A 22,353-nucleotide genomic window follows, 5' to 3' on the forward strand; every position below is an offset into this window, starting at 1 on the left:
GGACGAGCCGGGTGGCTACTCCGCCTTGGCCGCGGTCTTCGTGGCCGCGGTGGTCTTCTTCGCGGCCGTCTTCTTGGCCGCGGTCTTCTTCGCCGCGGTCTTCGTGGCCGCGGTCTTCGTGGCGGCCGTCTTCTTCGCGGCCGTCTTCTTCGCGGTGGTCTTCTTCGCCGCCGTCTTCTTGGCCGTGGTCTTCTTCGCCGCCTTCTTGGCGGTCTTCTTGGCCGGGCCCTTGGCGCGCTTCTCCGCCAGCAGCTCGTAGCCGCGCTCGGGCGTGATCGTCTCGACGTCGTCGTCCCGGCGCAGCGTCGCGTTGGTCTCGCCGTCCGTGACGTACGGGCCGAAGCGGCCGTCCTTGACCACGACCGGCTTCTCGCTGACCGGGTCGGTGCCCAGCTCCTTCAGCGGCGGCTTGGCCGCGGCCCGGCCGCGCTGCTTGGGCTGCGCGTAGATCGCCAGCGCCTCGTCGACCGTGATGGTGAAGAGCTGCTCCTCGCTCTCCAGCGAGCGCGAGTCGGTGCCCTTCTTCAGATACGGGCCGTAGCGGCCGTTCTGCGCGGTGATCTCGGTGCCCTCGGGGTCGGTGCCGACCACGCGCGGCAGCGACATCAGCTTGAGCGCGTCCGCGAGGGTCACCGTGTCCAGGGACATCGACTTGAAGAGCGAGGCGGTGCGCGGCTTGACCGCGTTCTTCCCGGTCTTCGGGGTGTCGTCGGGCAGCACCTCGGTGACGTACGGACCGTAGCGGCCGTCCTTGGCGACGATCGGGCGCCCGGTCTCCGGGTCGGTGCCCAGCTCGAAGTCGCCGCTCGGCTTGGCGAGCAGCTCCTCCGCGTACGCCACGGTCAGCTCGTCCGGCGGCAGGTCGTCCGGGACGTCGGCGCGGTGCCCGGTCTCGCCCTCGGTCTGGGACGGACGCTCGACGTACGGGCCGTAGCGGCCGACGCGCAGCATGATCCCGTCGCCCACGGGGAAGGACGAGATCTCCCGGGCGTCGATCGCGCCCAGGTCGGTGACCAGCTCCTTCAGGCCGCCGAGGTGATCGCCGTCGCCGTTCCCGGCCTCGGCCGCGGCACCCTCGACGACGTCACCGCCGTTCACGCCTTCGCCGAAGTAGAACCGCTTCAGCCACGGCACGGCCTGGGCCTCACCACGGGCGATGCGGTCGAGGTCGTCCTCCATCTTCGCGGTGAAGTCGTAGTCGACCAGCCGGCCGAAGTGCTTCTCCAGCAGGTTGACCACGGCGAAGCTCAGGAAGGACGGCACCAGCGCGGTGCCCTTCTTGAACACATAGCCGCGGTCGAGGATGGTGCCGAGGATCGTGGCGTACGTGGACGGACGGCCGATCTCGCGCTCTTCCAGCTCCTTGACCAGCGACGCCTCGGTGTAGCGGGCCGGGGGCTTGGTGGCGTGGCCGTCGACGGTGATCTCCTCCGCGGCGAGCCCGTCGCCCTCGGCGACCTGCGGGAGCCGGCGCTCGCGGTCGTCCAGCTCGGCGTTCGGGTCGTCGGCGCCCTCCACGTAGGCCTTCATGAAGCCGTGGAAGGTGATCGTCTTGCCGGAGGCGGAGAATTCCGCGTCCCGGCCGTCGCTCGCCCGGCCACCGATCTTGACGGTGACGGAGTTGCCGACCGCGTCCTTCATCTGGGAGGCGACGGTCCGCTTCCAGATCAGCTCGTACAGCCGGAACTGGTCGCCGGTCAGACCGGTCTCCGCCGGGGTGCGGAAACGATCACCCGAGGGGCGAATGGCCTCGTGCGCCTCCTGCGCGTTCTTCACCTTCCCGGCGTACGACCGCGGCTTGTCCGGCAGGTAGTCGGCGCCGTACAGCTGCGTGACCTGCGCCCGGGCCGCCGCCACCGCCGTGTCGGAGAGGATGGTGGAGTCGGTACGCATATAGGTGATGTAGCCGTTCTCATACAGCTTCTGCGCGACCTGCATGGTGGCCTTGGCGCCGAAGCCGAGCTTGCGGCTGGCCTCCTGCTGCAGCGTCGTCGTACGGAACGGGGCGTACGGCGAGCGGCGGTACGGCTTGGACTCGACGGACCGCACCGTGAAGGCGGTTTCCGCGAGGGCGGCGGCCAGGGCGCGGGCATCCGCCTCGTCCAGGTGCAGGACGTTGGCGCCGCCCTCCCGTCGCCCACCACCGCCCTCAATCGAGGCTTCGCGCTGCCCATTCTTGAGCTGCCCCAGCGAGGTGAAGTCACGGCCCTGGGCGACCCGGCGGCCGTCCACGGCGGACAGCCGGGCGCCGAAGGTGCCCGGATCGCTGGCGTCACCGGCCCGGCCGGTGGCAAAGGTGCCGGTCAGGTCCCAGTACTCGGCGGAGCGGAAGGCGATGCGATCGCGCTCGCGCTCGACGACGAGACGGGTGGCCACCGACTGGACGCGGCCCGCGGACAGGCCCCGCATGACCTTCTTCCACAGGACCGGCGAGACCTCGTAGCCGTAGAGGCGGTCCAGGATGCGGCGGGTCTCCTGGGCGTCGACCAGGCGCTTGTTCAGCTCGCGCGGATTGGCGACGGCCTCGCGGATCGCGTCCTTGGTGATCTCGTGGAAGACCATCCGGCGGACCGGCACCTTGGGCTTGAGGACCTCCTGGAGGTGCCAGGCGATGGCCTCGCCCTCCCGGTCCTCATCGGTGGCGAGGAAGAGTTCGTCGGACTCGGCGAGCAGCTCCTTGAGCTTCTTGACCTGGCTCTTCTTGTCCGCGTTCACCACGTAGACGGGCTGGAAGTCATGATCGACGTCCACGCCGAGCCGGCGCACCTCGCCGGTGTACTTGTCGGGAACCTCGGCCGCACCGTTCGGCAGGTCCCGGATGTGCCCGACGCTCGCCTCGACCACGTAGCCCGGGCCCAGGTAGCCCTTGATCGTCTTCGCCTTGGCAGGCGACTCGACGATGACGAGTCGGCGGCCGCCCTGTGCGGTCTCGCTGGTGGTCGGGGACAACTTCGCTCTTCTCTCCGGTCGACGCTCGGTGAACGGGCGATGCAGCGCGGGTAACGCGTACACGCCCCTCTACGGTGACGCTGCGGAGTGTGACGGTACATCCCGCCCCCGTGTCAAACGGAAAAAGCCCGCAACGCCACTCGAACGGTAACCCGACAAGCGTCCTGTCTGCCGCCCGGACCGGCACAAGCCTCGCGGAAGGCGCCCTGTCAGGCGTAACCCAGGCACCAGATCCCGCCGCCCAGGGAGGCGGCGGCGAAGAGAAGGGAGAGGGTCGCGGAAGCGACGGGACTCACACCGTCGGCGACCGGCGCGCGCAGCTTCAGCCGCACCGCTGTCCACAGCAGCAGGGCCGTACCGAACAACACGAATGCCGCTCCGGCGAAGATCGCAGGTCCGCTCTCCATGAGCCGGAGCGTGACACGCGCCGGAGGCGTACGCACGAACCCGGGGTGAACGGCGCACGACCGCCGTTTCCGGCCGTGTTCACGTCCCCGGCGGCGGCTTCCCGCCATGCGGGGGCAAGGGGAGCGCGCGAGCGCTCCCCCGGCGTACCCCGGCGCGCGCTACGCGCCGGGGTACGGACCTACGGCACCTCGTCGGCCACCGGCTGCAGAAAGCCCTGCTCGACCAGGAGCCGGATGGACTGCGGGGTGCGGTCGCGCAGCACCACCGGGTCCTCCCCGAGCAGCTGGGCGATCGCGTCCAGGATCCGGCCGGCGCTCAGTGTGCCGTCGCACACCCCCGCGAACCCCGCGCTCACCGTGTCGACCTTGGTCGCGCGCCGCATGCCCCGGTTCTGCCGGAGCACCACGTGCTCGGGGTCCTCCGCGCCGGGCAGCCCGACCTGCTCCTGGACCACCTCGTCGGCGAGCCGGAAGCGGGCCGTCAGCAGCGCGGCGTCGTCGTGCGCGCGCAGGAAGTCCTGCCGGTCGAAGTGGGCCGCCACGGCCTCCCCCAGCGGCTGCTCGACCGGATGCGGCCACTCCTCCACCGTCACCGACGGCCGGTCGGCGCCGGACTTGCGCAGGGTGATCCAGCCGAATCCGACGGCCGTGGTCCCGCGCGCCTCGAACTCGTCCAGCCAGGCGTCGTAGCGCGCCGCGTACGCCTCGGGCCCGGCGAGGTGCTCTCCCGCGTCCCGCAGCCACAGCTCGGCGTACTGCGCGACGTCCTGCACCTCGCGCTGCACGATCCAGGCGTCGCAGCCGGGCGGCACCCAGGCGGCCAGCCGCTCGCGCCAGTCCTCCCCCCGGACATGGCTCCAGTTGGCGAGCAGCTGGCACCAGCCGCCGTCGCCCAGATGACCGGCCGCCTGCTGGACGAGGGTGCGGCACAGATCGTCCCCGCCCATACCGCCGTCCCGGTAGACCAGCCGGTCGCCCTCCGCGGAGCGGGGCGAGATCACGAACGGCGGGTTCGACACGATCAGGTCGTACGTCTCGCCGCCGACCGGCTCGAAGAGCGACCCCTCGCGCAGATCCGGCTCCGGCGCCCCGGACAGGGCGAGGGTGAGCCGGGCCATGTCCAGGGCGCGCGGATTGGGGTCGGTGGCGGTGACGTGGGCGGCGTGCCGGCTCGCGTGCAGCGCCTGGATGCCGGAGCCGGTGCCGAGGTCGAGAGCCCGCTTGACGGGCGTACGGATGGTGAGACCGGCCAGCGTGGTGGACGCGCCGCCGACCCCGAGGACGAGCCGGGAACGGTCCGCGGCCCCGCGGGCGCCGCCGGGCCCGCCGATGCCTCCGGCACCGCCGACCGCGCAGCCCAGGTCGGAGACGATCCACCAGTCCTGGCCCTCGGGGCCGCCGTAGGGGCGCACGTCGACACGCGCGCGCACCTCGGAGCCGTCCCGCACCAGCCAGCCGTCGGTGAGGCAGTCCGCCACCGGCAGGGCGGCGGCCGCCGGTTCGTGGGGCACCGGGCGCTGCAGCAGGAACAGCCGCACCAGGATCTCCAGCGGGCTGTCGCCCCGGGCCGCGCGCAGCGCGGGGACGGTCTCGCCGCGGGCCAAGGCGGCGTAGGCGGACGCGCCGAGCAGATCCAGCAGGCCGTCAGCGGTGAACGAGGCGGCCAACAGCGCTTCGCGGAGGCGGGCGGTGCGCTCGGGGTCGGCGATCGGGAGGCGGGAGGAGGGCTGGTGCGTACTCACGCCCCCATTGTCGGGGCAACAGCCGACCGTCGGCGACGACGGGCGGCGGCCTGTGGACAAGCCACCCGGTGGGGATAACTCGGCAACTCGACAACAGGGGCGTGCGGGCGGACCTTCGCGCCCTACGTGGCGCTGGTGGCGCCCCCTACGTGGCGCTGGTGGCGCCGGTCTTCGGCTTCTGGCAGCCGGGCTGCTTCGACATCGCGGTGCCGACCTTGCCCTCCTGCAGCTGCTTCAGGGCCTGGTCTCCCGACTTGCTGAGCTTGTCGAGCTCGTCGGCGACGCCCTTGAGGCCCTCGGCGAACTTGGACTTGTCCGAGGTCTCGAGCTTGTCGACGGTCGTCTTCAGGTCGTTGTACGCCTTGGAGGTGGCGTTCAGCTCCTTCACGGCCTGCTTCTGGACCTGCTCGCCGTTGTCGACGGGCGGGGCGCCCGCCTTCCGCACCGCCGTGGCGAGCGCCGCGTAGGACTCGGAGATCTGCTGGAACGCCTTGGAGTCCGTCTGCTGGAGCTTCTTGGAGTCCTGCTCGTCGGACGCCGCCTGGATGGAGGCGTTGGCGCCCTGAATCTTCTTCAGCTGCGGCTGCACCTGGTCACAGACCGACTTGGCCCAGTCGTTGACCTTCTTGTCACCCTCATCGCCGCCGCCACAGCCGCTCAGCGCCAGTACGAGTGCCGCACCGCCGGACAGTGCCACAAGCTTCTTGTTCACCGGATTGGTCCCTTCCATGGCTCTCGGCCCCGGAACATACACGTCCGAGCCGCTCGGACCTTCTGCCGAGCATCCTGTATGGATACTTTTGAAGCCATTTGAACCAAGCTCGGTGTGCCATCCGCCTCATCGTGTCCATCGCGCCAACGGGCGGAAAGGCGGGCACGGCTGCGGGCGGACGGCATGCCGTCGCACACCGTCCGCCCGCATGCCACGGGGGCTCATGCGTCCCCCTGATCGTTCCCGGGCCGGTTCCCGGGTCAGGACACCACCGCCGCGTCGGCCGACTTCGCGACGCGTTCGGAGTTGCCTTCGTCACCCACGGCGATTCCCCGCCGCTTGGAGACGTAGACGGCGCCGACGATGATCGCGACGGCCAGCGCGGCGATCCCCGCCCGGAGCCCCGGGCTCGCGTTGTCGCCGTAACTGAACTTCACGACCGCCGGCGCGATCAGCAGCGCCACCAGGTTCATGACCTTCAGCAGCGGGTTGATCGCGGGACCGGCGGTGTCCTTGAACGGGTCGCCGACCGTGTCGCCGATCACCGTCGCGGCATGGGCCTCGCTGCCCTTGCCGCCGTGGTGCCCGTCCTCCACCAGCTTCTTCGCGTTGTCCCAGGCGCCTCCGGAATTCGCGAGGAAGACCGCCATCAGGGTGCCGGTGCCGATCGCCCCGGCCAGGAACGAGCCGAGCGCGCCGACCCCGAAGGCGAAGCCGACGGCGATCGGCGCCAGGACCGCCAGCAGGCCGGGGGTGGCCAGCTCGCGCAGCGCGTCCTTGGTGCAGATGTCGACGACCCGCCCGTACTCCGGCGTCTCGCTGTAGTCCATGATCCCGGGCTTCTCCCGGAACTGTCGCCGCACCTCGAAGACCACCGCGCCGGCCGACCGCGACACCGCGTTGATCGCCAGCCCCGAGAAGAGGAAGACGACGGCGGCGCCGAGGACGAGACCGACCAGGTTGTTGGGCTGCGAGATGTCCAGGCTGAGGTTCATCTGCCCGGCCACCGAGGTGTGCACCTCGGAGACGGCCTCCGCGATGGCGTCGCGGTACGAGCCGAACAGCGCCGCCGCGGCGAGCACCGCCGTCGCGATGGCGATGCCCTTGGTGATCGCCTTGGTGGTGTTGCCGACCGCGTCGAGGTCGGTGAGCACCTGGGCGCCCGCGCCCTCGACATCGCCGGACATCTCGGCGATGCCCTGCGCGTTGTCGGAGACCGGACCGAAGGTGTCCATCGCGACGATGACGCCGACGGTGGTGAGCAGACCGGTCCCGGCGAGCGCGACCGCGAACAGCGCCAGCATGATCGAAGTTCCGCCGAGCAGGAACGCGCCGTAGACGCTGAGCCCGATCAGCACCGCCGAGTAGACGGCGGACTCCAGGCCCACCGAGATACCGGAGAGCACCACGGTGGCCGGGCCGGTCAGCGAGGTCTTGCCGATGTCCCGCACGGGACGTCGGCTGGTCTCGGTGAAGTAGCCCGTGAGCTGCTGGATGAGCGCGGCGAGCACGATGCCGATGGCGACGGCGACCAGCGCGAGCACCCGCGGGTCACCGCTGTGGCCGAGGATCTCGCGGTTGGTGACGCCGTCGAGGTCGCCGTAGCTGGACGGCAGATAGGTGAAGACCGCGGTCGCCACCAGCGCCATCGAGATCAGCGCGGAGATGAAGAAGCCGCGGTTGATGGCCGACATCCCGCTGCGGTCGGCGCGGCGCGGCGCCACGGCGAAGATCCCGATCATGGCGGTGATCACACCGATGGCCGGGACGAGCAGGGGGAAGGCGAGGCCCGCGTCGCCGAAGGCCGCCTTGCCGAGGATCAGCGCGGCGACCAGGGTCACGGCGTACGACTCGAACAGGTCGGCGGCCATGCCCGCGCAGTCGCCGACGTTGTCGCCCACGTTGTCCGCGATGGTCGCGGCATTGCGCGGGTCGTCCTCGGGGATTCCCTGCTCGACCTTGCCGACCAGGTCGGCACCGACGTCGGCGGCCTTGGTGAAGATGCCGCCGCCGACCCTCATGAACATCGCGATCAGCGCGGCGCCGAGACCGAAGCCCTCCAGCACCTTGGGCGCGTCGGCCGCGTACACGAGCACCACGCAGGAGGCGCCCAGCAGGCCGAGCCCCACGGTGAACATGCCGACCACGCCGCCCGTGCGGAAAGCGATCTTCATTGCCTTGTGCGAGACCGCCGTCAGATCCACGTTCGGCTTCCCGGGAGCGGACGACGCGGAATCCCCGTTGACCGGAGTGGTGGGGGCCTCGGGGGTGGCTTCCCGCGCCGCGGCGGCGACGCGCACATTGCTGCGCACCGCGAGCCACATGCCGATATAGCCGGTGGCCGCCGAGAATCCGGCGCCGATCAGAAAGAACACCGACCGCCCGATGCGCTGTGGCCAGTCATCCGCCGGCAACAACATGAGCAGGAAGAACACGACGACGGCGAATCCGCCGAGCGTGCGCAGCTGCCGGGCCAGATAGGCATTCGCGCCTTCCTGAACGGCCTCGGCGATCTTCTTCATACTGTCCGTGCCCTCGCCGGCCGCGAGCACTTGTCGTACCAGCACCACGGCGACCGCGAGCGCCGCGACCGCGACCGCGGCGATCACCATCACGATCACACGATTGTCGTCGGTCAGTTCTGCGGCGGCCAGGGTCGTGGTGAGGTCCAGCTGATGAGGGGTGAGAGGCCCCGCCATTCGTCCTCCTTGACGTTTGGCACATGGGCGCGCAGCAGTTCTGCGACCGCAGAAGAGCCGCCACGCTCAGGCGTCCTGAGCTCAAGATGTGGACGGATTGTAGGTAGCGTCACACGATCAAAACAGGGCGCCGGAATGGGAATTCGCCTGCACCAGCGAAGATCAATAGGTTTGGGCCCCGGGAATTCCTCCGGAAGGAGGAAGGTCAACAATTAACTGACGGGTGTGGAATGATCTCCATAAACGATCTCAGTGCACTATGAAAAGTGCTGTTCAGAGCGGTTTTCCGGGCACCCTGAACGCGCCCCGGACCCGACCGGAAACTCCGGAACCCCCGGAACGACGACCGGGCCGGCCGTCACGGGGACGGCCGGCCCGGAGGTCACGGCAGATCGAGCGGAATGGCGGCGGATCGTTACGGCACGAGGGACTGCGGCGAGGCGGGCCAGCTCATGCGGATCACACCGCCGGTCTCGCTGGTCGTCACCTCGACGTCGTCGACGAGCCCGCTGATGACCGCGAGGCCCATCTCGTCCTCGGTCTCGGCCTCCGCCGCGCCGTCGTCGTCCACATCCGGATGGGAGCCGGGGGTGTGCCCCGCCGAGGTGGGCGACTCATCGCCGACCTCGATGGAGAACTTCTTCTCCTCCTCGGTGAGCGCCACCCGCACCGGGGCGTCCACCCCGTTGCTCAGGTGCAGCCCCACCGCACGGGTGCAGGCCTCGCCGACCGCGAGCCGCACCTCGTCGAGCACGGCCTCGTCCACCCCCGCACGACGCGCCACGGCAGCCGCGACCAGCCGGGCGGTCCTGACGTGCTCGGGAAGCGCGCTGAAGCGGAGTTCGACAGTGGCCATGCCATCCCCCTCGGGCGTATGGGCGTGCAGATCGGGGGGCCGGGCGAAATCGCCCGGAACCCCCTTGGTGGTCTTCCCGCGGTGACTGGTCAGTCAGTCGCCGCGACAGCGTCCTCGACCGAGGTGTGGATGGGACACACCTTGGTCAGGCCGGTGATACGGAAGATCTTGAGAATGCGCTCCTGGTTGCACACCAGACGCAGTGAGCCCTCATGGGCACGTACGCGCTTGAGCCCGCCGACGAGCACGCCGAGCCCGGTGGAGTCGAGAAAGTCGACGCCCTCCATGTCGACGACCAGGTGGTAGCTACCGTCGTTGACAAGCTCGACCAGCTGCTCGCGCAGCTTGGGCGCGGTATATACATCAATCTCGCCACCGACCTCGACGACCGTGCGGTCGCCAACGGTCCGAGTCGACAGGGACAGGTCCACGGATCCTCCAGCACCTTGCATCGAGCGGTCGCCCCCCATGGATCGGCAGCCGCGATGGCATTCAATCACTTACCAGCAGGCGTGCACGACGCCTTGAGCCCATTGTCCGTCAGACCAGTGACACACTCGGTGTCGATGGCCCACAACCAACTCCCGCGGCAGGCGGGCATACGCCCCTCGCCCCGGGCCGTTCTCGACCGGCTCGGCACCGGAGCGGGCCGAGGCGCGCGCATCACTCATACGGAGCACTTGCCCCCGCGTCTCGGCAGCCATGCCGACTGGCCTTCGCCGATCCGGCCGGAAGTGATCGACGCCATCCGGGCCGCCGGAATCGAGCGCCCATGGGCCCACCAGGCCCGCACGGCCGCCCACGCCCTGCGCGGTGAATCCGTGGTCGTGGCCACCGGCACCGCCTCCGGCAAGTCCCTGGCCTACCTCGCCCCCGTGCTCAGCACCCTGCTGGACGGCTCGGAGGAGCCCAGCGGGCGGGGCACGACCGCCCTGTACCTCTCGCCCACCAAGGCGCTCGCCGCCGACCAGCGCCGCGCGCTGGCCGACCTCACCGCCCCGCTCGGCACCGGGGTGCGGGCGGCGGTCTACGACGGCGACACGCCGGTGGAGGAGCGCGAGTGGGTCCGCCAGTACGCGAACTACGTGCTCACCAACCCCGACATGCTCCACCGGGGCATCCTGCCGGGCCACCCCAGATGGTCCTCCTTCCTGCGCGCGCTGCGCTACGTCGTCATCGACGAGTGCCACACCTACCGCGGCGTCTTCGGCTCCCATGTCGCCCAGGTACTGCGCAGGCTGCGGCGGGTCTGCGCGCGCTACGGCTCCTCGCCCGTCTTCCTGCTCGCCTCGGCCACCTCCGCCGACCCGGCCGTGGCGGCCGCCCGGCTGACCGGGGTGCCGGTCGCGGCGATCACCGAGGACACCTCGCCCCGCGGCGAGGTGGTCTTCGCCCTGTGGGAGCCGCCGCTGACCGAGCTGCACGGCGAACAGGGCGCCCCCGTCCGCCGTACGGCCACCGCCGAGTCCGCGGACCTGCTCACCGACCTGGCCGTCCAGGGCGTCCGCACCGTCACCTTCGTGCGCTCCCGGCGCGGCGCCGAGCTGATCGCCCTGATCGCCCAGGAGCGGCTGGCGGAGGTCGACCGGTCCCTGCCGGACCGGGTGGCCGCCTACCGCGGGGGATATCTCCCCGAGGAGCGCCGCGCCCTGGAGCGGGCCCTGCACTCCGGTGACCTCCTCGGCCTCGCCGCCACCACCGCCCTCGAACTCGGCATGGACATCGCCGGTCTGGACGCCGTCGTACTGGCCGGCTATCCCGGCACCCGCGCCTCCCTGTGGCAGCAGGCGGGGCGGGCCGGCCGCACCGGACAGGGGGCCCTGGCGATCCTGGTCGCCCGGGACGACCCGCTGGACACCTATCTCGTCCACCACCCGGACGCCCTCTTCCGGCAGCCCGTCGAGTCCACCGTGCTGGACCCCGACAACCCGTACGTCCTCGCGCCGCACCTGTGCGCGGCCGCCGCCGAGCTGCCGCTCACCGAGGCGGACCTGGACCTCTTCGGCCCCGCCACCGAGGAGCTGCTGCCGCAGCTGGAGCAACGCAGGCTGCTGCGCCGCCGCGCGACCGCCTGGCACTGGACCCGCCGCGAGCGCGCCGCCGACCTCACCGACATCCGCGGGGAGGGCGGCAGCCCGGTCCAGGTCGTGGAAGCGGGGACCGGGCGGCTGCTGGGCACCGTGGACGCCTCGGCCGCCCACACCACCGTGCACGAGGGCGCCGTCCACCTCCACCAGGGCCGGAGCTATCTCGTCCGGCAGCTCGACCTGGAGGACTCGGTCGCGCTGGTGGAGGAGGCCAGTCCGCCGTACTCGACCACCGCCCGCGACACCACCGCGATCTCCATCCTGGAGACCACCACCGAGATCCCGTGGGGTGACGCGCGGCTGTGCTTCGGATCCGTCGAGGTCACCAACCAGGTCGTCTCCTTCCTGCGCCGCAAGCTGATCACCGGTGAGGTGCTGGGCGAGACCAAGCTCGACCTGCCGCCCCGCACACTGCGCACCCGGGCCGTGTGGTGGACCGTGACCGAGGACCAGCTGGAGGAGGCCCGGGTGCACCCCCAGGCCCTCGGCGGCGCCCTGCACGCCGCCGAGCACGCCTCCATCGGCATATTGCCGCTCTTCGCGACCTGTGACCGCTGGGACATCGGCGGGGTGTCGATCCCCCTGCACCCCGACACGCTTCTGCCGACCGTCTTCGTGTACGACGGCCACCCCGGCGGGGCGGGCTTCGCCGAGCGGGCCTTCCACACGGCCGCCCGCTGGCTGACCGCCACCCGCGAGGCGATCGCGGCCTGCGAGTGCGAAGCGGGCTGCCCGTCCTGCATCCAGTCCCCGAAGTGCGGCAACGGGAACGATCCGCTCGACAAGAGGGCCGCCATCCGCCTGCTGACGACGCTCCTGGCCAAAGCTCCGGACCAACCGCCCGCCGAAGGCTGACCGGACCCCGGCCCCGTCCGCCGATCGCCCGCCGGGGGCGGATACGGGGGTGTCGGCGGGGCCTGCCCGCGCCCGGGCCCGAAGGGCGAACGGCCCGGCCCGCACCTCCGCCGTGAGATCCGCGATCTCGCCGCTCAGTGCGCACCGCACGACGCGCGCGCCCTGGGCGGAGGCCACCCGCCGGGCGAGGCGGCACGCCACCCCGGGCCCCTCCAGGCCGTGGTCCGCCGCGGCGAGCGCCGCCAGGTCGGCGGCCCCGCCGGCCCGATGGCGCGCCACCATGACCTGCCCGGCCGCCAGCACGACCGCGAACACCGCGCACAGCGCCGTCGCGGCGAACGCCGCCCATACCGTCGCCGACCCCCGGTCGCCGCGCTCGCCGGCCCCGCGCACGGAACGCCTCGCACGACCGGCCGCCGCCCGGCGTACGACACCGCTCACCGGACTGCCTCCCGCCCCGCGCCGATCGCGCCCACCGTGTCCTCGGCGAGTGCGGTCGACTCGGCGTGCAGCCGGAGCGCCAGCGGGCCGGGGCCGACCGCGTGGGTCCGGACCCGCACGCGCATCAGGTCTCCGTCCCGCCACAGCTCCACCCGCGCGCCACGCGGTGCGGCCGACCGGACGGCATCCATCACGGCGTCCCGCGGCTCCGAGCGCGCCGCCGCCCGGGCGCCGGCCCGGGCCGCGTCCACGCAACTCAGCTGCGCGGACGCGGCCATCAGGCTCCAGATCAGCATCAGGGCGAACAGGGCCAGCACCGGCAGGACGACAGCCGCCTCCGCGGTGACGAAGCCCCGGTCCGACCCGATGCGGACCGCTCCCGCGCGGGCCGCTCCCGCGCGGGCAGCTGCCGGTGCGCTCCGCGGGCGAAGCCCGGCCCGCGCGCCCGGCCGGCCCACCGTGGACGGTGCCTCAGAACGGCGCATCGAGAGCTCGTCCGATCACCGATCGCAGCGCACCGCTGACGGTCCCGCTCGTCACCACCTTGTACAACACCGCGGCGAAGGCGCACGCCGCCAGCGTCCCCATCGCGTACTCGACGGTGGCCATTCCCGCCTCGGCCTGGGCACGCACCGCCGCGCGCCACCGGACCCACCACTGCTTGACCATCTCGATCCCCCTCGTAGCTGTCATGTGCCTACATACGGGCCCCTCGTGCCGCACCGGGCCGAGGCGCCGTGCTCAGGTGTGGCCCGCCAGGCCGCCCGCCAGCCCGGTCATCACCGGGGCCACACCGATCAGCAGATACGCGGGCAGGAAGCAGGCCCCGAGCGGGGCGGTGGCCAGCACGCTCGCCCGATCGGCGCGTCGGCCCGCCTCCCTCCCCTGCTCAGCGCGGCTGTCGGCGGCGAGCCGGGACACCGGCTCCACCGCCGGGGCGCCCGTGGTCCCGGCGTGCTCCAGGGCGCGTGCCAGCCCTTGCGCGCCGGGCAATGCGCCAAGCCGCCCCCAGGCGTCGGCGGGATCGCCTCCCAGCCGCAGCTCCGCGGCGGTCCGGACCAGCCGCTCGCCGACCGGGCCGCCGAGCGACTTGCCCACCGCGTCCGCTGCCGTGCGCGGGTCCGCCCCGGCGGCCAGACAGGCCGCCAGCAGGTCGGCGGCGAGCGGGAGCTGCCGCACCGCTTCGGCCTCCTGGCCGCCCGCGTCACCGGACCGGCCGCCTGACCGCGCGGCGGCGGCCTGCCGCCGCCACCGCCGGACGCCATACGCGGCCGCCGACCCCGAAACCCACCCCAGCGGTCCTCCGAAGAGGACGACAGCGGCCAGCAGGACACCGAGCGAAGCCGCCCAGGCCAGGGCCGCGCCCTCGTCCACCCGGGGACGCCGGCGCTCCCAGGCCTTGACCCGCCACCGGGCCACACCGGTGTCCGTCTCCGCATCCGCTCGCCCGCCCGGCAGCAGCGCCGCCAGACGCCGCCCGGCGGCACGGTCCCGCCGGGCCTCCACCACCGCCATCCCCACATACGCGACGGCGGCCATGAGGGACAACGCGATCCCCAGCCTGTGGACAAGGGCGGCACTCATCGACCGACGGCCTTTCCGGGAGCGAGCGCCGCCCGCGTCGACCGTCTGAGCCAGGCGAACCCGGCCCACTCCAGCAGACAGCCGCCCAGCAGACAGCCCAGCCCGACCCGGGTGTGCAAGAGCTGATGCAGCGGCTCGGTGCCCAGCGCGGAGCCCATCACCAGCCCGAAGACCGGCAGCACGGCCAGCACCACGACGGTGACCTTGGGCCCCGCCAGCCTGGCGCGCAGCGTCTCCCGCTGCTCGCGCTCGGCGCGCAGCGCCGAGGCCACCCGGTCGAGCCCGGCGGCAAGCCCCGCGCCCTCGTCGACGGCCACCTGCCAGCAGGCCGCGACCCCGGTCAGCCCCTCCGCGCCCGGCTGCCGGGCCGCCCTGCGCAACGCCTCGGGCACATCCCCGCCGAACCTGGCGGCGGCGGACACCAGCCCCCATCGCTCCCCCAGGTCTCCCGAGGGCACGGACAGCAGCGCCTCGCCGGGCTGCCGCCCCGCCCGCAGCTCGCCCGCCACCGTGCCGCACAGCTCGATCACCCCGACCGCACGCCGGTCACGGGCCCGGCCACGCTGCCGGGCCCGCAACCAGCGGCCGACCAACGGCACGGCCGCCACCGCGGCGAACAGCGGCAGGACCGACGCGCCGAGCACCGCGAGCACACAACCCAGCGGCAGGCACAGCAGCTCACGCCCCATCCGCCCGCCGTACCTGACCCGCCAGCGCTCCTTGAGCCATGCGGCCGTCTCGGACAGCCGCCGCGCCGGGTCCGGCCCGGTGGGCGCGGCGGGCCCGCCGCCCGCGAACAGCAGCCTGGCCCGGCGCAGCTCGCGGTCCCGCGCGGAGAGCAGCCACGCGGCCACCACCGCGCACAGCAAGGCCGCGCCGAGGCTCAGCGCCCCGGGGTTCCCTCCGGTGCCGGTCATGACGCGCCTCCGCCTCGTCCACACAGGCGCTGGAGCCGCTGCCAGCCCGCCGCCCGCTCGAAGCCCCGCGGGCTCCATACGGCGGCCGGCACGGTGGTGACGAAGCCCGCGCGATCCCGGTCCAGCACATGCAGCTCGGCGATCCTGCGCCGTCCGCCGCGGTCCCGCACCAGATGGACCACGACCGACAGGGCGGCCGCCAACTGGCTGTGCAGCGCGGCCCGGTCCAGGCCCGCGGTCGAGCCCAGCGCCTCCAGCCGGGCCGGTACGTCCCCCGCCGTATTGGCGTGGACGGTGCCGCAGCCGCCTTCATGGCCGGTGTTCAGCGCGCCCAGGAGATCGGTGACCTCGGGGCCGCGGACCTCACCGACCACGAGCCGGTCGGGCCGCATCCGCAGCGCCTGGCGCACCAGGTCCCGCAGGGTGACCTGGCCCCGGCCCTCCTGGTTGGCGGGGCGGGTCTCCAGCCGGACCACATGGGGATGGTCGGGCCGCAGCTCCGCCGAGTCCTCGGCGAGGACGATCCGCTCCTCCCGGCCGACCAGCCCCAGGAGGGTGCTCAGCAGCGTCGTCTTGCCGGACCCGGTGCCCCCGCTCACCACGTACGACAGCCGTGCGTCCAGCATGGCCCGCAGCAGCTCCGCACCGCCGGGCGGCACGGTCCCGGCGGCCACCAGCTCGGCGAGCGAGAACGCCCGCGGACGCACCACCCGCAGCGACAGGCAGGTGGATCCGACGGCCACCGGCGGGAGCACCGCGTGCAGCCGTGTCCCGTCCGGCAGCCGGGCATCCACCCACGGCCGGGCGTCGTCCAGCCGCCGCCCGGCCACCGCGGCGAGCCGCTGGGCGAGCCTGCGCACGGCGGCCGCGTCGGCGAAGGCGACGGCCGTCCGCTCAAGCCCCGCACCGCGGTCCACCCACACCTCGTCGGGGGCGGTGACCAGCACGTCCGTGACGTCCGGCGCGGCGAGCAGCGGCTCCAGGGGGCCGGTGCCGACCAGTTCGGAACGCAGGGCGGCGACCACACCGAGCACTTCGGTGTCGCCCAGCAGCCGACCCTCCTCGCGCAGCGCGGCCGCCACCCGGGCGGGAGTCGGCTCCGCGCCGCTCTCCGCCAGCCGCAGCCGCACCGCGTCCAGCAGGTCGGGGGTTTCGACGCTCATGCGGTGACACCCCCCGTCATGCCGGGCAGGGCCCGTGCCCAGAATTCGGCGCAGAACCGCCCCAGCGGGCCGCGCGCGCTGCCACCCGGAGGCTCGCCTCCGTCGAGTGCGTCCAGCAGCCCGGGCTCCGGAGGCAGTTGACCGGCCAGCGGCAGCCCGAGCAGCCGTGCGATCTCCTCGTCGTCCAGCTCCGGCCCGCAGGGGCCCCGCACCACCGCGCGCAGATCGCTCAGCACCATGCTCACCGTGGACGCCACCCGATGGGCGGCCGCGACGGCGCGCAGCTCCGCCGGGACGACCAGCAGACCGAGGTCCACCTGGGCGAGTGCCTCGGCGGCCGCCTCGTCCACCCGGCGCGGCAGATCCACCACCACGACCCCGCCGCGCCGCCGGGCCGCGGCCAGCACCGCGCGCATCGCCGAGGGCGGGATGACGACCGAATCCCCCCTGTCCCAGCTCAGCACCCGCAGGGAATGCAACTCGGGCAGCGACTCCTCCAGCGCGCTCCCGGCGACCCGGCCGCGCGATTCGGCGAAGGCGGGCCAGCGCAGCCCCTCCGCCCCCTCGCCACCGAGCAGCACGTCGAGGCCGCCGCCCAGCGGGTCGCCGTCGATGAGCATGGTGCGCCGCCCCGAGCGGGCCGCCGTGACGGCCAGGGCGCAGGCGAGGGTGGAGGCTCCGGCCCCGCCACGGCCTCCGATGACCCCGATGGTGACCGCCTGCTGGCCAACTCCCTCCGCCACATCGGCGATCCGGTCCACGAGCCAGGTCTCGGCATCGGGCAGGAAGGCCACATTGTCGGCGCCGAGATCCACCGCCCGGCGCCAGATGCCGTGGTCGTCGAGATCGCGCCCGATGAGCAGCACGCCCGCTCTGCGGACGCGGCCGCGGAGCCCGGCCGCCGCGTCGTCCCCGACGAGAATCAGCGGTGCGCCTTCCCAACTGCCCCGGCGGGTGGGCGCGCCATGGGCCACTTCGGCTTCGGCCCCGGCGGCGGCGCACAGCCTCAGCAGATCGTCGAGAAGCTCTTCGTCCTCGGTGATGATCAGCGGTCTGCCGCGTTGTCCTTCTGCCGGTGATGACCGTTCCGGTGTGATGGATGCAGTCACGATCCCCTCCCCATATCGTTACGCGCTCTCACTCACGCGAACGGCGAGTGCAAACAACGCGGAGAATCACCGTGTCGCGATCCTGAAAATCTTGGGGATCTTGGTCCAAAACCGTGGACAACTCATCAGTTGTGAATATCCCAGTCACCTAAACCAGTGACTTCCGGAGTGCAGTCTAGCGATTACGCACGGTAACCGTTCAGGCTGTGGGGGAGCAGGAGTCACCCGGGCCCGGATGGGGGGAACAAGATCTCGTGAAAGCACCGAAAAGGCGTCCGGACATGCGACGACCCCCGCCGGGGGGGAGAGCGGGGGTCGTCCCCACGGCCGACTCGGGGGGGGAGGAGTCGGGCCGGGTTAGCACGGTCGCGAACGATCCGTGACTTCCATGGTGTACCCGAGAGCCTTCTCAGGCAAACCCACGCGCCTGAGCTTACGCCGAATGGTGGGCCCTATGCTCGGCGTCGTGGAAAACCACTCCTTGCCCCGGACAGCCGCCTTCTTTGACCTGGACAAGACGGTCATTGCGAAGTCAAGCACGCTCACCTTCAGCAAGTCCTTCTACCGGGGTGGGCTGATCAACCGTCGAGCCGTACTGCGTACTGCTTATGCCCAGTTCGTCTTCCTCGCCGGCCGCGCCGATCACGACCAGATGGAGCGGTTGCGCGAGTACCTCTCGGCACTCTGCCGCGGCTGGAATGTCCAACTGGTGAAGGAGATCGTCGCGGAGACTCTGCACGATCTGATCGATCCCATCATCTATGACGAGGCGGCTTCCCTCATCGAGGAGCATCACGCCGCGGGACGCGATGTGGTGATCGTCAGCACCTCGGGCGCGGAGGTCGTGGAGCCGATCGGCGAGTTGCTGGGCGCGGACCGGGTGGTGGCCACGCGCATGGTCGTCGAGGACGGGGTCTTCACCGGGGAAGTCGAGTACTACGCCTACGGGCCGACGAAGGCGAAGGCGATCGCCGAGCTGGCCGAGTCCGAGGGATACGACTTGTCGCGCTGCTACGCCTACAGCGATTCGGGGACCGACCTGCCGATGCTGGAGTCCGTCGGCCATCCGCACGCGGTGAATCCCGACCGGGCCCTGCGCCGCGAAGCGGTCGCCCGCGGCTGGCCGGTCCTCTCCTTCGACCGCCCGGTGCGGCTGAAGCAGCGGCTGCCCTCGCTGTCCATGCCGCCGCGGCCGGTCCTGGCCGCGGTCGCCGCGGTGGGCGCTGCCGCCGCCACCGCCGGTCTGGTGTGGTACGCCAGCCGACGGCGCGCCCCTTATACCCGGATTTGACCTGGCCGCAAAGATCTGCGTGGAGGGGTTCCGCTTGGCTTCGCGCAGGAGTAGAAAGGAGTTGACGGCCCGCGAGACCAGGGGTATCCGGGAGGATCTCCCCAGACGCACCAGGCCCCACGGACCGAGCATGGATGCCGGGCACCCACGCGACGCCGACCCGTCGATTACGGGCCAGCCGCACCAGGTGACGGGCGAAGATCCCGGCCTGATGGGCGAATTTCCGTGCACGCACTGGTAACCCGGCGGACGTGCCAGCGGCGGCACCCCCGTGGTGCCGCCGTAACTCTGTCCGGGCCCGGACCTCCTTGGGTCCGGACGGGCTCAGGCCGCTCCCCGCTGCATCGCCTCGCATACGGCCGTACTCTCCCGCACACCCAGCTCAACCGACCGTCCGCAGTGCGCGATCCAGGCCGCCATGCCCTCGGGTGTCCCGGACACATAACCCTCCAGCCCGGCCACACACGCCGCGGCACCCTGCTCCGCGTGGCCCACCTCCGCCGGGCAGACGGATTTCGGGTCCAGCCCGCTGCCGACCAGCACGATCCGCTCGGCCGCGCGCGCCACCAAGCCGTTGTACGAGGCGAAGGGCCGCAGCGCGAGCAGTTCGCCGTGCACCACCGCCGCCGTCACCAGCGCCGGGGCCTCGCTGCCCGCGAGCAGCAGCCGCGCCAGCCCGTCGAGTCGGCCCGCCACCTCGTCGGCGCCCGGTGGCTCGGGTCCGACCAGCCGTTCCCGCACCGGTTCGCCCGCCAGCCGGGGGCGTCCGACTCTGTCGTCATCGTCCGCTCCACCGGCCGCGACCAGATGCAGCCGGGCCAGCACCCGCAGCGGCGACTGCCGCCAGACGCTCAGCAACTGGCCGGCCTCGGCGGTCACCCGCAGCGCCGCACCCACCGTGTGCGGCTCGCCCTCGGCCCCGAAGTCGGTGCGGCGGCGGACCTCTTCGAGCGCCCAGTCGGCACCGGCCAGCGCCGCGGAACCACGCGCCCCGCGCAGCGCCGCCTCGGACGTGACCTCGTTGCTGCGGCGGCGCATCACCCGGTGGCCGTAGACCCGGTCCACTGCCGTCCGCACGGCCTCCACGGACTCGGCCACACCGGGCAGCCCCGCCAGGGCGGCGAGCGGATCTGCTGACGTACTCATGAGTACGACCCTACGCACCCACGGCCCGGGGCCCCTCGTTGGAGTGGTTTTCTTCACGTAAATCCCTCATGGGAGAGGATCACTCACCTACGCTTCCTGAACATGAAGATCGCTTTCGTAGGCAAGGGTGGCAGCGGCAAGACGACGCTGTCGTCGCTGTTCATCCGCCATCTCGCCGCCACCCGAGCCCCCGTCGTCGCGGTCGACGCCGACATCAACCAGCACCTGGGCGCGGCGCTCGGGCTCGACGAGGCGGAGGCCGCCGCACTGCCCGCCATGGGCGCCCATCTCCCCCTGATCAAGGACTACTTGCGCGGGACGAACCCTCGGATCGCCTCCGCCGAGACCATGATCAAGACAACGCCGCCCGGCGAGGGGTCGCGGCTGCTGCGGATCAGCGAGAACAACCCCGTCTACGAGGCGTGCGCCCGGACGGTCCCGCTCGGGGAGGGGGAGGTGCGGCTGATGGCGACCGGGCCCTTCACCGAGTCCGATCTCGGTGTCGCCTGCTACCACTCCAAGGTCGGCGCGGTCGAGCTGTGTCTCAACCATCTGGTCGACGGGCGCGGGGAGTTCGTGGTCGTCGACATGACGGCGGGCAGCGACTCCTTCGCCTCCGGGCTCTTCACCCGCTTCGACATGACGTTCCTGGTCGCCGAGCCCACCCGCAAGGGCATCGCGGTCTACCGCCAGTACAAGGAGTACGCCCGGGATTTCGACGTGGCGCTGCGCGTGGTCGGCAACAAGGTGCAGGGCCCGGACGATCTCGCCTTTCTGCGCGCCGAGGTGGGCGACGACCTGCTGATCACCGTCGGCCACTCCGACTGGGTCCGGGCGATGGAGAAGGGCCGCGCACCGCGCTTCGCGGAACTGGAGGAGCCCAACCGCGAGGCGCTGCGCACGCTGCACGACGCGGTGGACGCCTCCTACGAGCGGCGGGACTGGCAGCGCTACACCCGCCAGATGGTGCACTTCCACCTGAAGAACGCGCAGAGTTGGGGGAACGCGAAGACGGGTGCCGACCTGGCGGCACAGGTCGACCCGGCCTTCGCCCTGGACGAGTCCGCCCTGGCCGGCCGGGCGGCGGCCGCTCCCACGCCTGCCTAGCCATCCGCCCCGGCACAGTCATCTCATCTGACTATTCACCCCATAGAGGGGACAACAGCTCTCTCTACCCCAAAAGGCTTCCCACTGACTTTACCTGGCATTACGATTCATTTACCAACGCTTGGGAGTCAGTACCGCAGTACGCCGTGACCCACGGCCGCGCCCTTGACCGCGACCGCGAAGCCCCGGAGGAGACGGGAATGTTGAAGCTCTTGAACCAGATCGCGCTTGCGGCGGGGGCCCCGCCGCAAGCCGGGCTGATGGCCGTCGCGCTCGCCGGGATCGCGGTTGCCGTCCTCGTCTCGCTGCGCCTCGTCAATCGGCCGAGCCGGCCGGCCGCCGAGCCGCCCGGCGCACCCCCCTGCCGTCCGTGGACACCCTGGCGCAACCACCACTGCACCCGCCCCACCCCGGCGGCCGGGGCCGGGCACGATCCCGGGGGCGGCACGGGGCAGTTGCTGGGCGGGGTGAGCGCCTTCCAGCGCAACACCGCGCCCCTGGTGCGCGACGAGCTGGCGCGGCTCGCCCGGGAGGGTCAGCGGCCCACCCAGCTGTTCCTCACCTGTGCCGACTCCCGGCTGGTGACCAGCATGATCACCTCCAGTGGCCCCGGCGATCTGTTCACCGTGCGCAATGTGGGCAATCTGGTGCCGCCTCCCGGCGAGGATGCCGCCTGCGATTCGGTGGGCGCGGCCATCGAATACGCGGTGGAAGTGCTGAGGGTCAGCAGCATCACGGTGTGCGGGCACTCCGGATGCGGGGCGATGCAGGCGCTGCTCGGCTCGTCGTCCGCGCCACCTGGAGCACAGACGCCGCTGGCGCGCTGGCTGCGCCACGGCAGGCCGGGGCTGGCGCGGATGGAGCGGATCGGGCGGCTGGGGCGCGGCGAGGTCGCGCTGGCCGACCGCCCGGTGGCCGACGATGGGGAGCGGCTGGCGCTGATCAACGTGATGCAGCAATTGGAGCATCTGATGGCGCACGCCTGCGTCGCGCGACGAGTGGCGGAGGGAGGGCTGGTGCTGCACGGGATGTACTTCGATGTGGCGGAGGCTCAGGCGTACGTCCTGGACGCCCGATCGGCCAGATTCCTGGCCGTCCGGCCCGGCGACGGCACCCCGGTGACCGTCTGCGCGGCCGGTCCGGCCGACGCTCTGGAGCACGAAGAGGAGGGAGCCGCGGAAGCGCTGGAGGCGATTTGATGACAGGTCTAAACCAATTTACGGCGTCAGGCCTTGTCAGGGCCTGCCCGAGGCTGATGAGCTATGGCCGGGACACAACGGACACCCTG

Annotated in this window: 17 protein-coding genes and 2 pseudogenes; 4 read left to right on the forward strand and 15 right to left on the reverse strand. The window is 72.0% G+C overall.

Annotation, left to right across the window (positions count from 1 at the left end; genetic code table 11):
* Nucleotides 1–15 precede the first annotated feature (15 nt).
* The 7 genes from topA to bldG form a co-directional block, all read right to left on the reverse strand.
* Nucleotides 16–2,949 carry a type I DNA topoisomerase gene (gene topA / locus ABZ562_RS04290; RefSeq protein ID WP_361473796.1) on the reverse strand — a complete coding sequence of 978 codons (2,934 nt, stop codon included), beginning with the start codon at nucleotides 2,947–2,949 and terminating at the stop codon, nucleotides 16–18.
* Nucleotides 2,950–3,158: 209 nt separating this feature from the next.
* On the reverse strand, nucleotides 3,159–3,356 hold the full coding sequence (locus tag ABZ562_RS04295; RefSeq protein ID WP_361473799.1) for a hypothetical protein: 198 nt from the start codon (nucleotides 3,354–3,356) through the stop codon (nucleotides 3,159–3,161).
* A gap of 179 nt (nucleotides 3,357–3,535) precedes the next feature.
* Nucleotides 3,536–5,098, reverse strand: coding sequence for a class I SAM-dependent methyltransferase (locus ABZ562_RS04300; RefSeq protein ID WP_361473802.1), 1,563 nt, complete (start codon nucleotides 5,096–5,098; stop codon nucleotides 3,536–3,538).
* Between the two features lie 145 nt (nucleotides 5,099–5,243).
* The gene (locus tag ABZ562_RS04305; RefSeq protein ID WP_361473805.1) at nucleotides 5,244–5,810 is read right to left on the reverse strand and encodes a small secreted protein; all 567 of its coding nucleotides are present in this window, start codon (nucleotides 5,808–5,810) and stop codon (nucleotides 5,244–5,246) included.
* A 260-nt stretch (nucleotides 5,811–6,070) separates the two neighbouring features.
* On the reverse strand, nucleotides 6,071–8,509 hold the full coding sequence (locus ABZ562_RS04310) for a sodium-translocating pyrophosphatase (RefSeq protein WP_361473808.1): 2,439 nt from the start codon (nucleotides 8,507–8,509) through the stop codon (nucleotides 6,071–6,073).
* A gap of 415 nt (nucleotides 8,510–8,924) precedes the next feature.
* Nucleotides 8,925–9,365 carry an ATP-binding protein gene (locus tag ABZ562_RS04315; protein WP_361473811.1) on the reverse strand — a complete coding sequence of 147 codons (441 nt, stop codon included), beginning with the start codon at nucleotides 9,363–9,365 and terminating at the stop codon, nucleotides 8,925–8,927.
* An 89-nt stretch (nucleotides 9,366–9,454) separates the two neighbouring features.
* A complete protein-coding gene (bldG, locus tag ABZ562_RS04320) occupies nucleotides 9,455–9,796 on the reverse strand; it encodes an anti-sigma factor antagonist BldG (protein ID WP_361473814.1) in 342 nt (113 codons plus the stop codon).
* A 54-nt stretch (nucleotides 9,797–9,850) separates the two neighbouring features.
* Here bldG and ABZ562_RS04325 point away from each other — a divergent pair, with 54 nt between their 5' ends.
* Nucleotides 9,851–12,307, forward strand: coding sequence for a DEAD/DEAH box helicase (locus ABZ562_RS04325; protein ID WP_361473817.1), 2,457 nt, complete (start codon nucleotides 9,851–9,853; stop codon nucleotides 12,305–12,307).
* A 33-nt stretch (nucleotides 12,308–12,340) separates the two neighbouring features.
* Here ABZ562_RS04325 and ABZ562_RS04330 read toward each other — a convergent pair.
* From ABZ562_RS04330 to ssd, 7 genes and pseudogenes are all read right to left on the reverse strand, one after another.
* Nucleotides 12,341–12,700: pseudogene (locus ABZ562_RS04330) on the reverse strand (Rv3654c family TadE-like protein); the annotation flags it as partial.
* Nucleotides 12,701–12,744: 44 nt separating this feature from the next.
* Nucleotides 12,745–13,233 carry a TadE family type IV pilus minor pilin gene (locus tag ABZ562_RS04335; RefSeq protein ID WP_361473820.1) on the reverse strand — a complete coding sequence of 163 codons (489 nt, stop codon included), beginning with the start codon at nucleotides 13,231–13,233 and terminating at the stop codon, nucleotides 12,745–12,747.
* Nucleotides 13,220–13,417: a DUF4244 domain-containing protein gene (locus tag ABZ562_RS04340; RefSeq protein WP_107096990.1), complete on the reverse strand. Its 198-nt coding sequence runs from the start codon at nucleotides 13,415–13,417 to the stop codon at nucleotides 13,220–13,222. Before ABZ562_RS04340 ends, ABZ562_RS04335 begins: the two co-directional genes overlap by 14 nt.
* A 72-nt stretch (nucleotides 13,418–13,489) precedes the next feature.
* A complete protein-coding gene (locus ABZ562_RS04345; RefSeq protein WP_361473823.1) occupies nucleotides 13,490–14,332 on the reverse strand; it encodes a type II secretion system F family protein in 843 nt (280 codons plus the stop codon).
* A complete protein-coding gene (locus tag ABZ562_RS04350) occupies nucleotides 14,329–15,249 on the reverse strand; it encodes a type II secretion system F family protein (protein ID WP_361473825.1) in 921 nt (306 codons plus the stop codon). Before ABZ562_RS04350 ends, ABZ562_RS04345 begins: the two co-directional genes overlap by 4 nt.
* Nucleotides 15,246–16,412 carry a TadA family conjugal transfer-associated ATPase gene (locus ABZ562_RS04355; RefSeq protein ID WP_361473828.1) on the reverse strand — a complete coding sequence of 389 codons (1,167 nt, stop codon included), beginning with the start codon at nucleotides 16,410–16,412 and terminating at the stop codon, nucleotides 15,246–15,248. Before ABZ562_RS04355 ends, ABZ562_RS04350 begins: the two co-directional genes overlap by 4 nt.
* Nucleotides 16,409–17,521, reverse strand: a complete 1,113-nt coding sequence (gene ssd, locus ABZ562_RS04360) for a septum site-determining protein Ssd (RefSeq protein ID WP_361473831.1) — start codon at nucleotides 17,519–17,521, stop codon at nucleotides 16,409–16,411. The genes ABZ562_RS04355 and ssd overlap by 4 nt, the downstream gene beginning before the upstream one ends.
* Nucleotides 17,522–17,975: 454 nt before the next feature.
* Between ssd and ABZ562_RS04365 the strand changes: the two genes are divergently transcribed.
* The gene (locus ABZ562_RS04365; RefSeq protein WP_361473833.1) at nucleotides 17,976–18,812 is read left to right on the forward strand and encodes an HAD family hydrolase; all 837 of its coding nucleotides are present in this window, start codon (nucleotides 17,976–17,978) and stop codon (nucleotides 18,810–18,812) included.
* A gap of 324 nt (nucleotides 18,813–19,136) precedes the next feature.
* Here the strand turns inward: ABZ562_RS04365 and ABZ562_RS04370 are convergent, their stop codons facing one another.
* The gene (locus ABZ562_RS04370; protein WP_361473836.1) at nucleotides 19,137–19,958 is read right to left on the reverse strand and encodes an oxidoreductase; all 822 of its coding nucleotides are present in this window, start codon (nucleotides 19,956–19,958) and stop codon (nucleotides 19,137–19,139) included.
* Nucleotides 19,959–20,060: 102 nt separating this feature from the next.
* Here ABZ562_RS04370 and ABZ562_RS04375 point away from each other — a divergent pair, with 102 nt between their 5' ends.
* Nucleotides 20,061–21,065, forward strand: a complete 1,005-nt coding sequence (locus ABZ562_RS04375; RefSeq protein WP_361473839.1) for an ATP-binding protein — start codon at nucleotides 20,061–20,063, stop codon at nucleotides 21,063–21,065.
* A gap of 338 nt (nucleotides 21,066–21,403) precedes the next feature.
* Nucleotides 21,404–22,264, forward strand: a pseudogene (locus tag ABZ562_RS04380) (carbonic anhydrase); the annotation flags it as partial.
* Nucleotides 22,265–22,353: the final 89 nt, after the last annotated feature.

The sequence above is a fragment of the Streptomyces sp. NPDC019937 genome (assembly GCF_040631655.1).
In the GTDB taxonomy this organism is placed as follows: domain Bacteria; phylum Actinomycetota; class Actinomycetes; order Streptomycetales; family Streptomycetaceae; genus Streptomyces.

What these genes read in the sequence shown, in the direction of transcription:
- ABZ562_RS04295 (WP_361473799.1), bottom strand. Translation starts at nt 3,356, where the DNA reads ATGGAGAGCGGACCTGCGATCTTCGCCGGAGCGGCATTCGTGTTGTTC.
- ABZ562_RS04310 (WP_361473808.1), bottom strand. Translation starts at nt 8,509, where the DNA reads ATGGCGGGGCCTCTCACCCCTCATCAGCTGGACCTCACCACGACCCTG.
- ABZ562_RS04315 (WP_361473811.1), bottom strand. Translation starts at nt 9,365, where the DNA reads ATGGCCACTGTCGAACTCCGCTTCAGCGCGCTTCCCGAGCACGTCAGG.
- ABZ562_RS04325 (WP_361473817.1), top strand. Translation starts at nt 9,851, where the DNA reads ATGGCATTCAATCACTTACCAGCAGGCGTGCACGACGCCTTGAGCCCA.
- ABZ562_RS04335 (WP_361473820.1), bottom strand. Translation starts at nt 13,233, where the DNA reads ATGCGCCGTTCTGAGGCACCGTCCACGGTGGGCCGGCCGGGCGCGCGG.
- ABZ562_RS04340 (WP_107096990.1), bottom strand. Translation starts at nt 13,417, where the DNA reads ATGGTCAAGCAGTGGTGGGTCCGGTGGCGCGCGGCGGTGCGTGCCCAG.
- ABZ562_RS04345 (WP_361473823.1), bottom strand. Translation starts at nt 14,332, where the DNA reads ATGAGTGCCGCCCTTGTCCACAGGCTGGGGATCGCGTTGTCCCTCATG.
- ABZ562_RS04350 (WP_361473825.1), bottom strand. Translation starts at nt 15,249, where the DNA reads ATGACCGGCACCGGAGGGAACCCCGGGGCGCTGAGCCTCGGCGCGGCC.
- ABZ562_RS04355 (WP_361473828.1), bottom strand. Translation starts at nt 16,412, where the DNA reads ATGAGCGTCGAAACCCCCGACCTGCTGGACGCGGTGCGGCTGCGGCTG.
- ABZ562_RS04365 (WP_361473833.1), top strand. Translation starts at nt 17,976, where the DNA reads ATGCTCGGCGTCGTGGAAAACCACTCCTTGCCCCGGACAGCCGCCTTC.
- ABZ562_RS04370 (WP_361473836.1), bottom strand. Translation starts at nt 19,958, where the DNA reads ATGAGTACGTCAGCAGATCCGCTCGCCGCCCTGGCGGGGCTGCCCGGT.
- ABZ562_RS04375 (WP_361473839.1), top strand. Translation starts at nt 20,061, where the DNA reads ATGAAGATCGCTTTCGTAGGCAAGGGTGGCAGCGGCAAGACGACGCTG.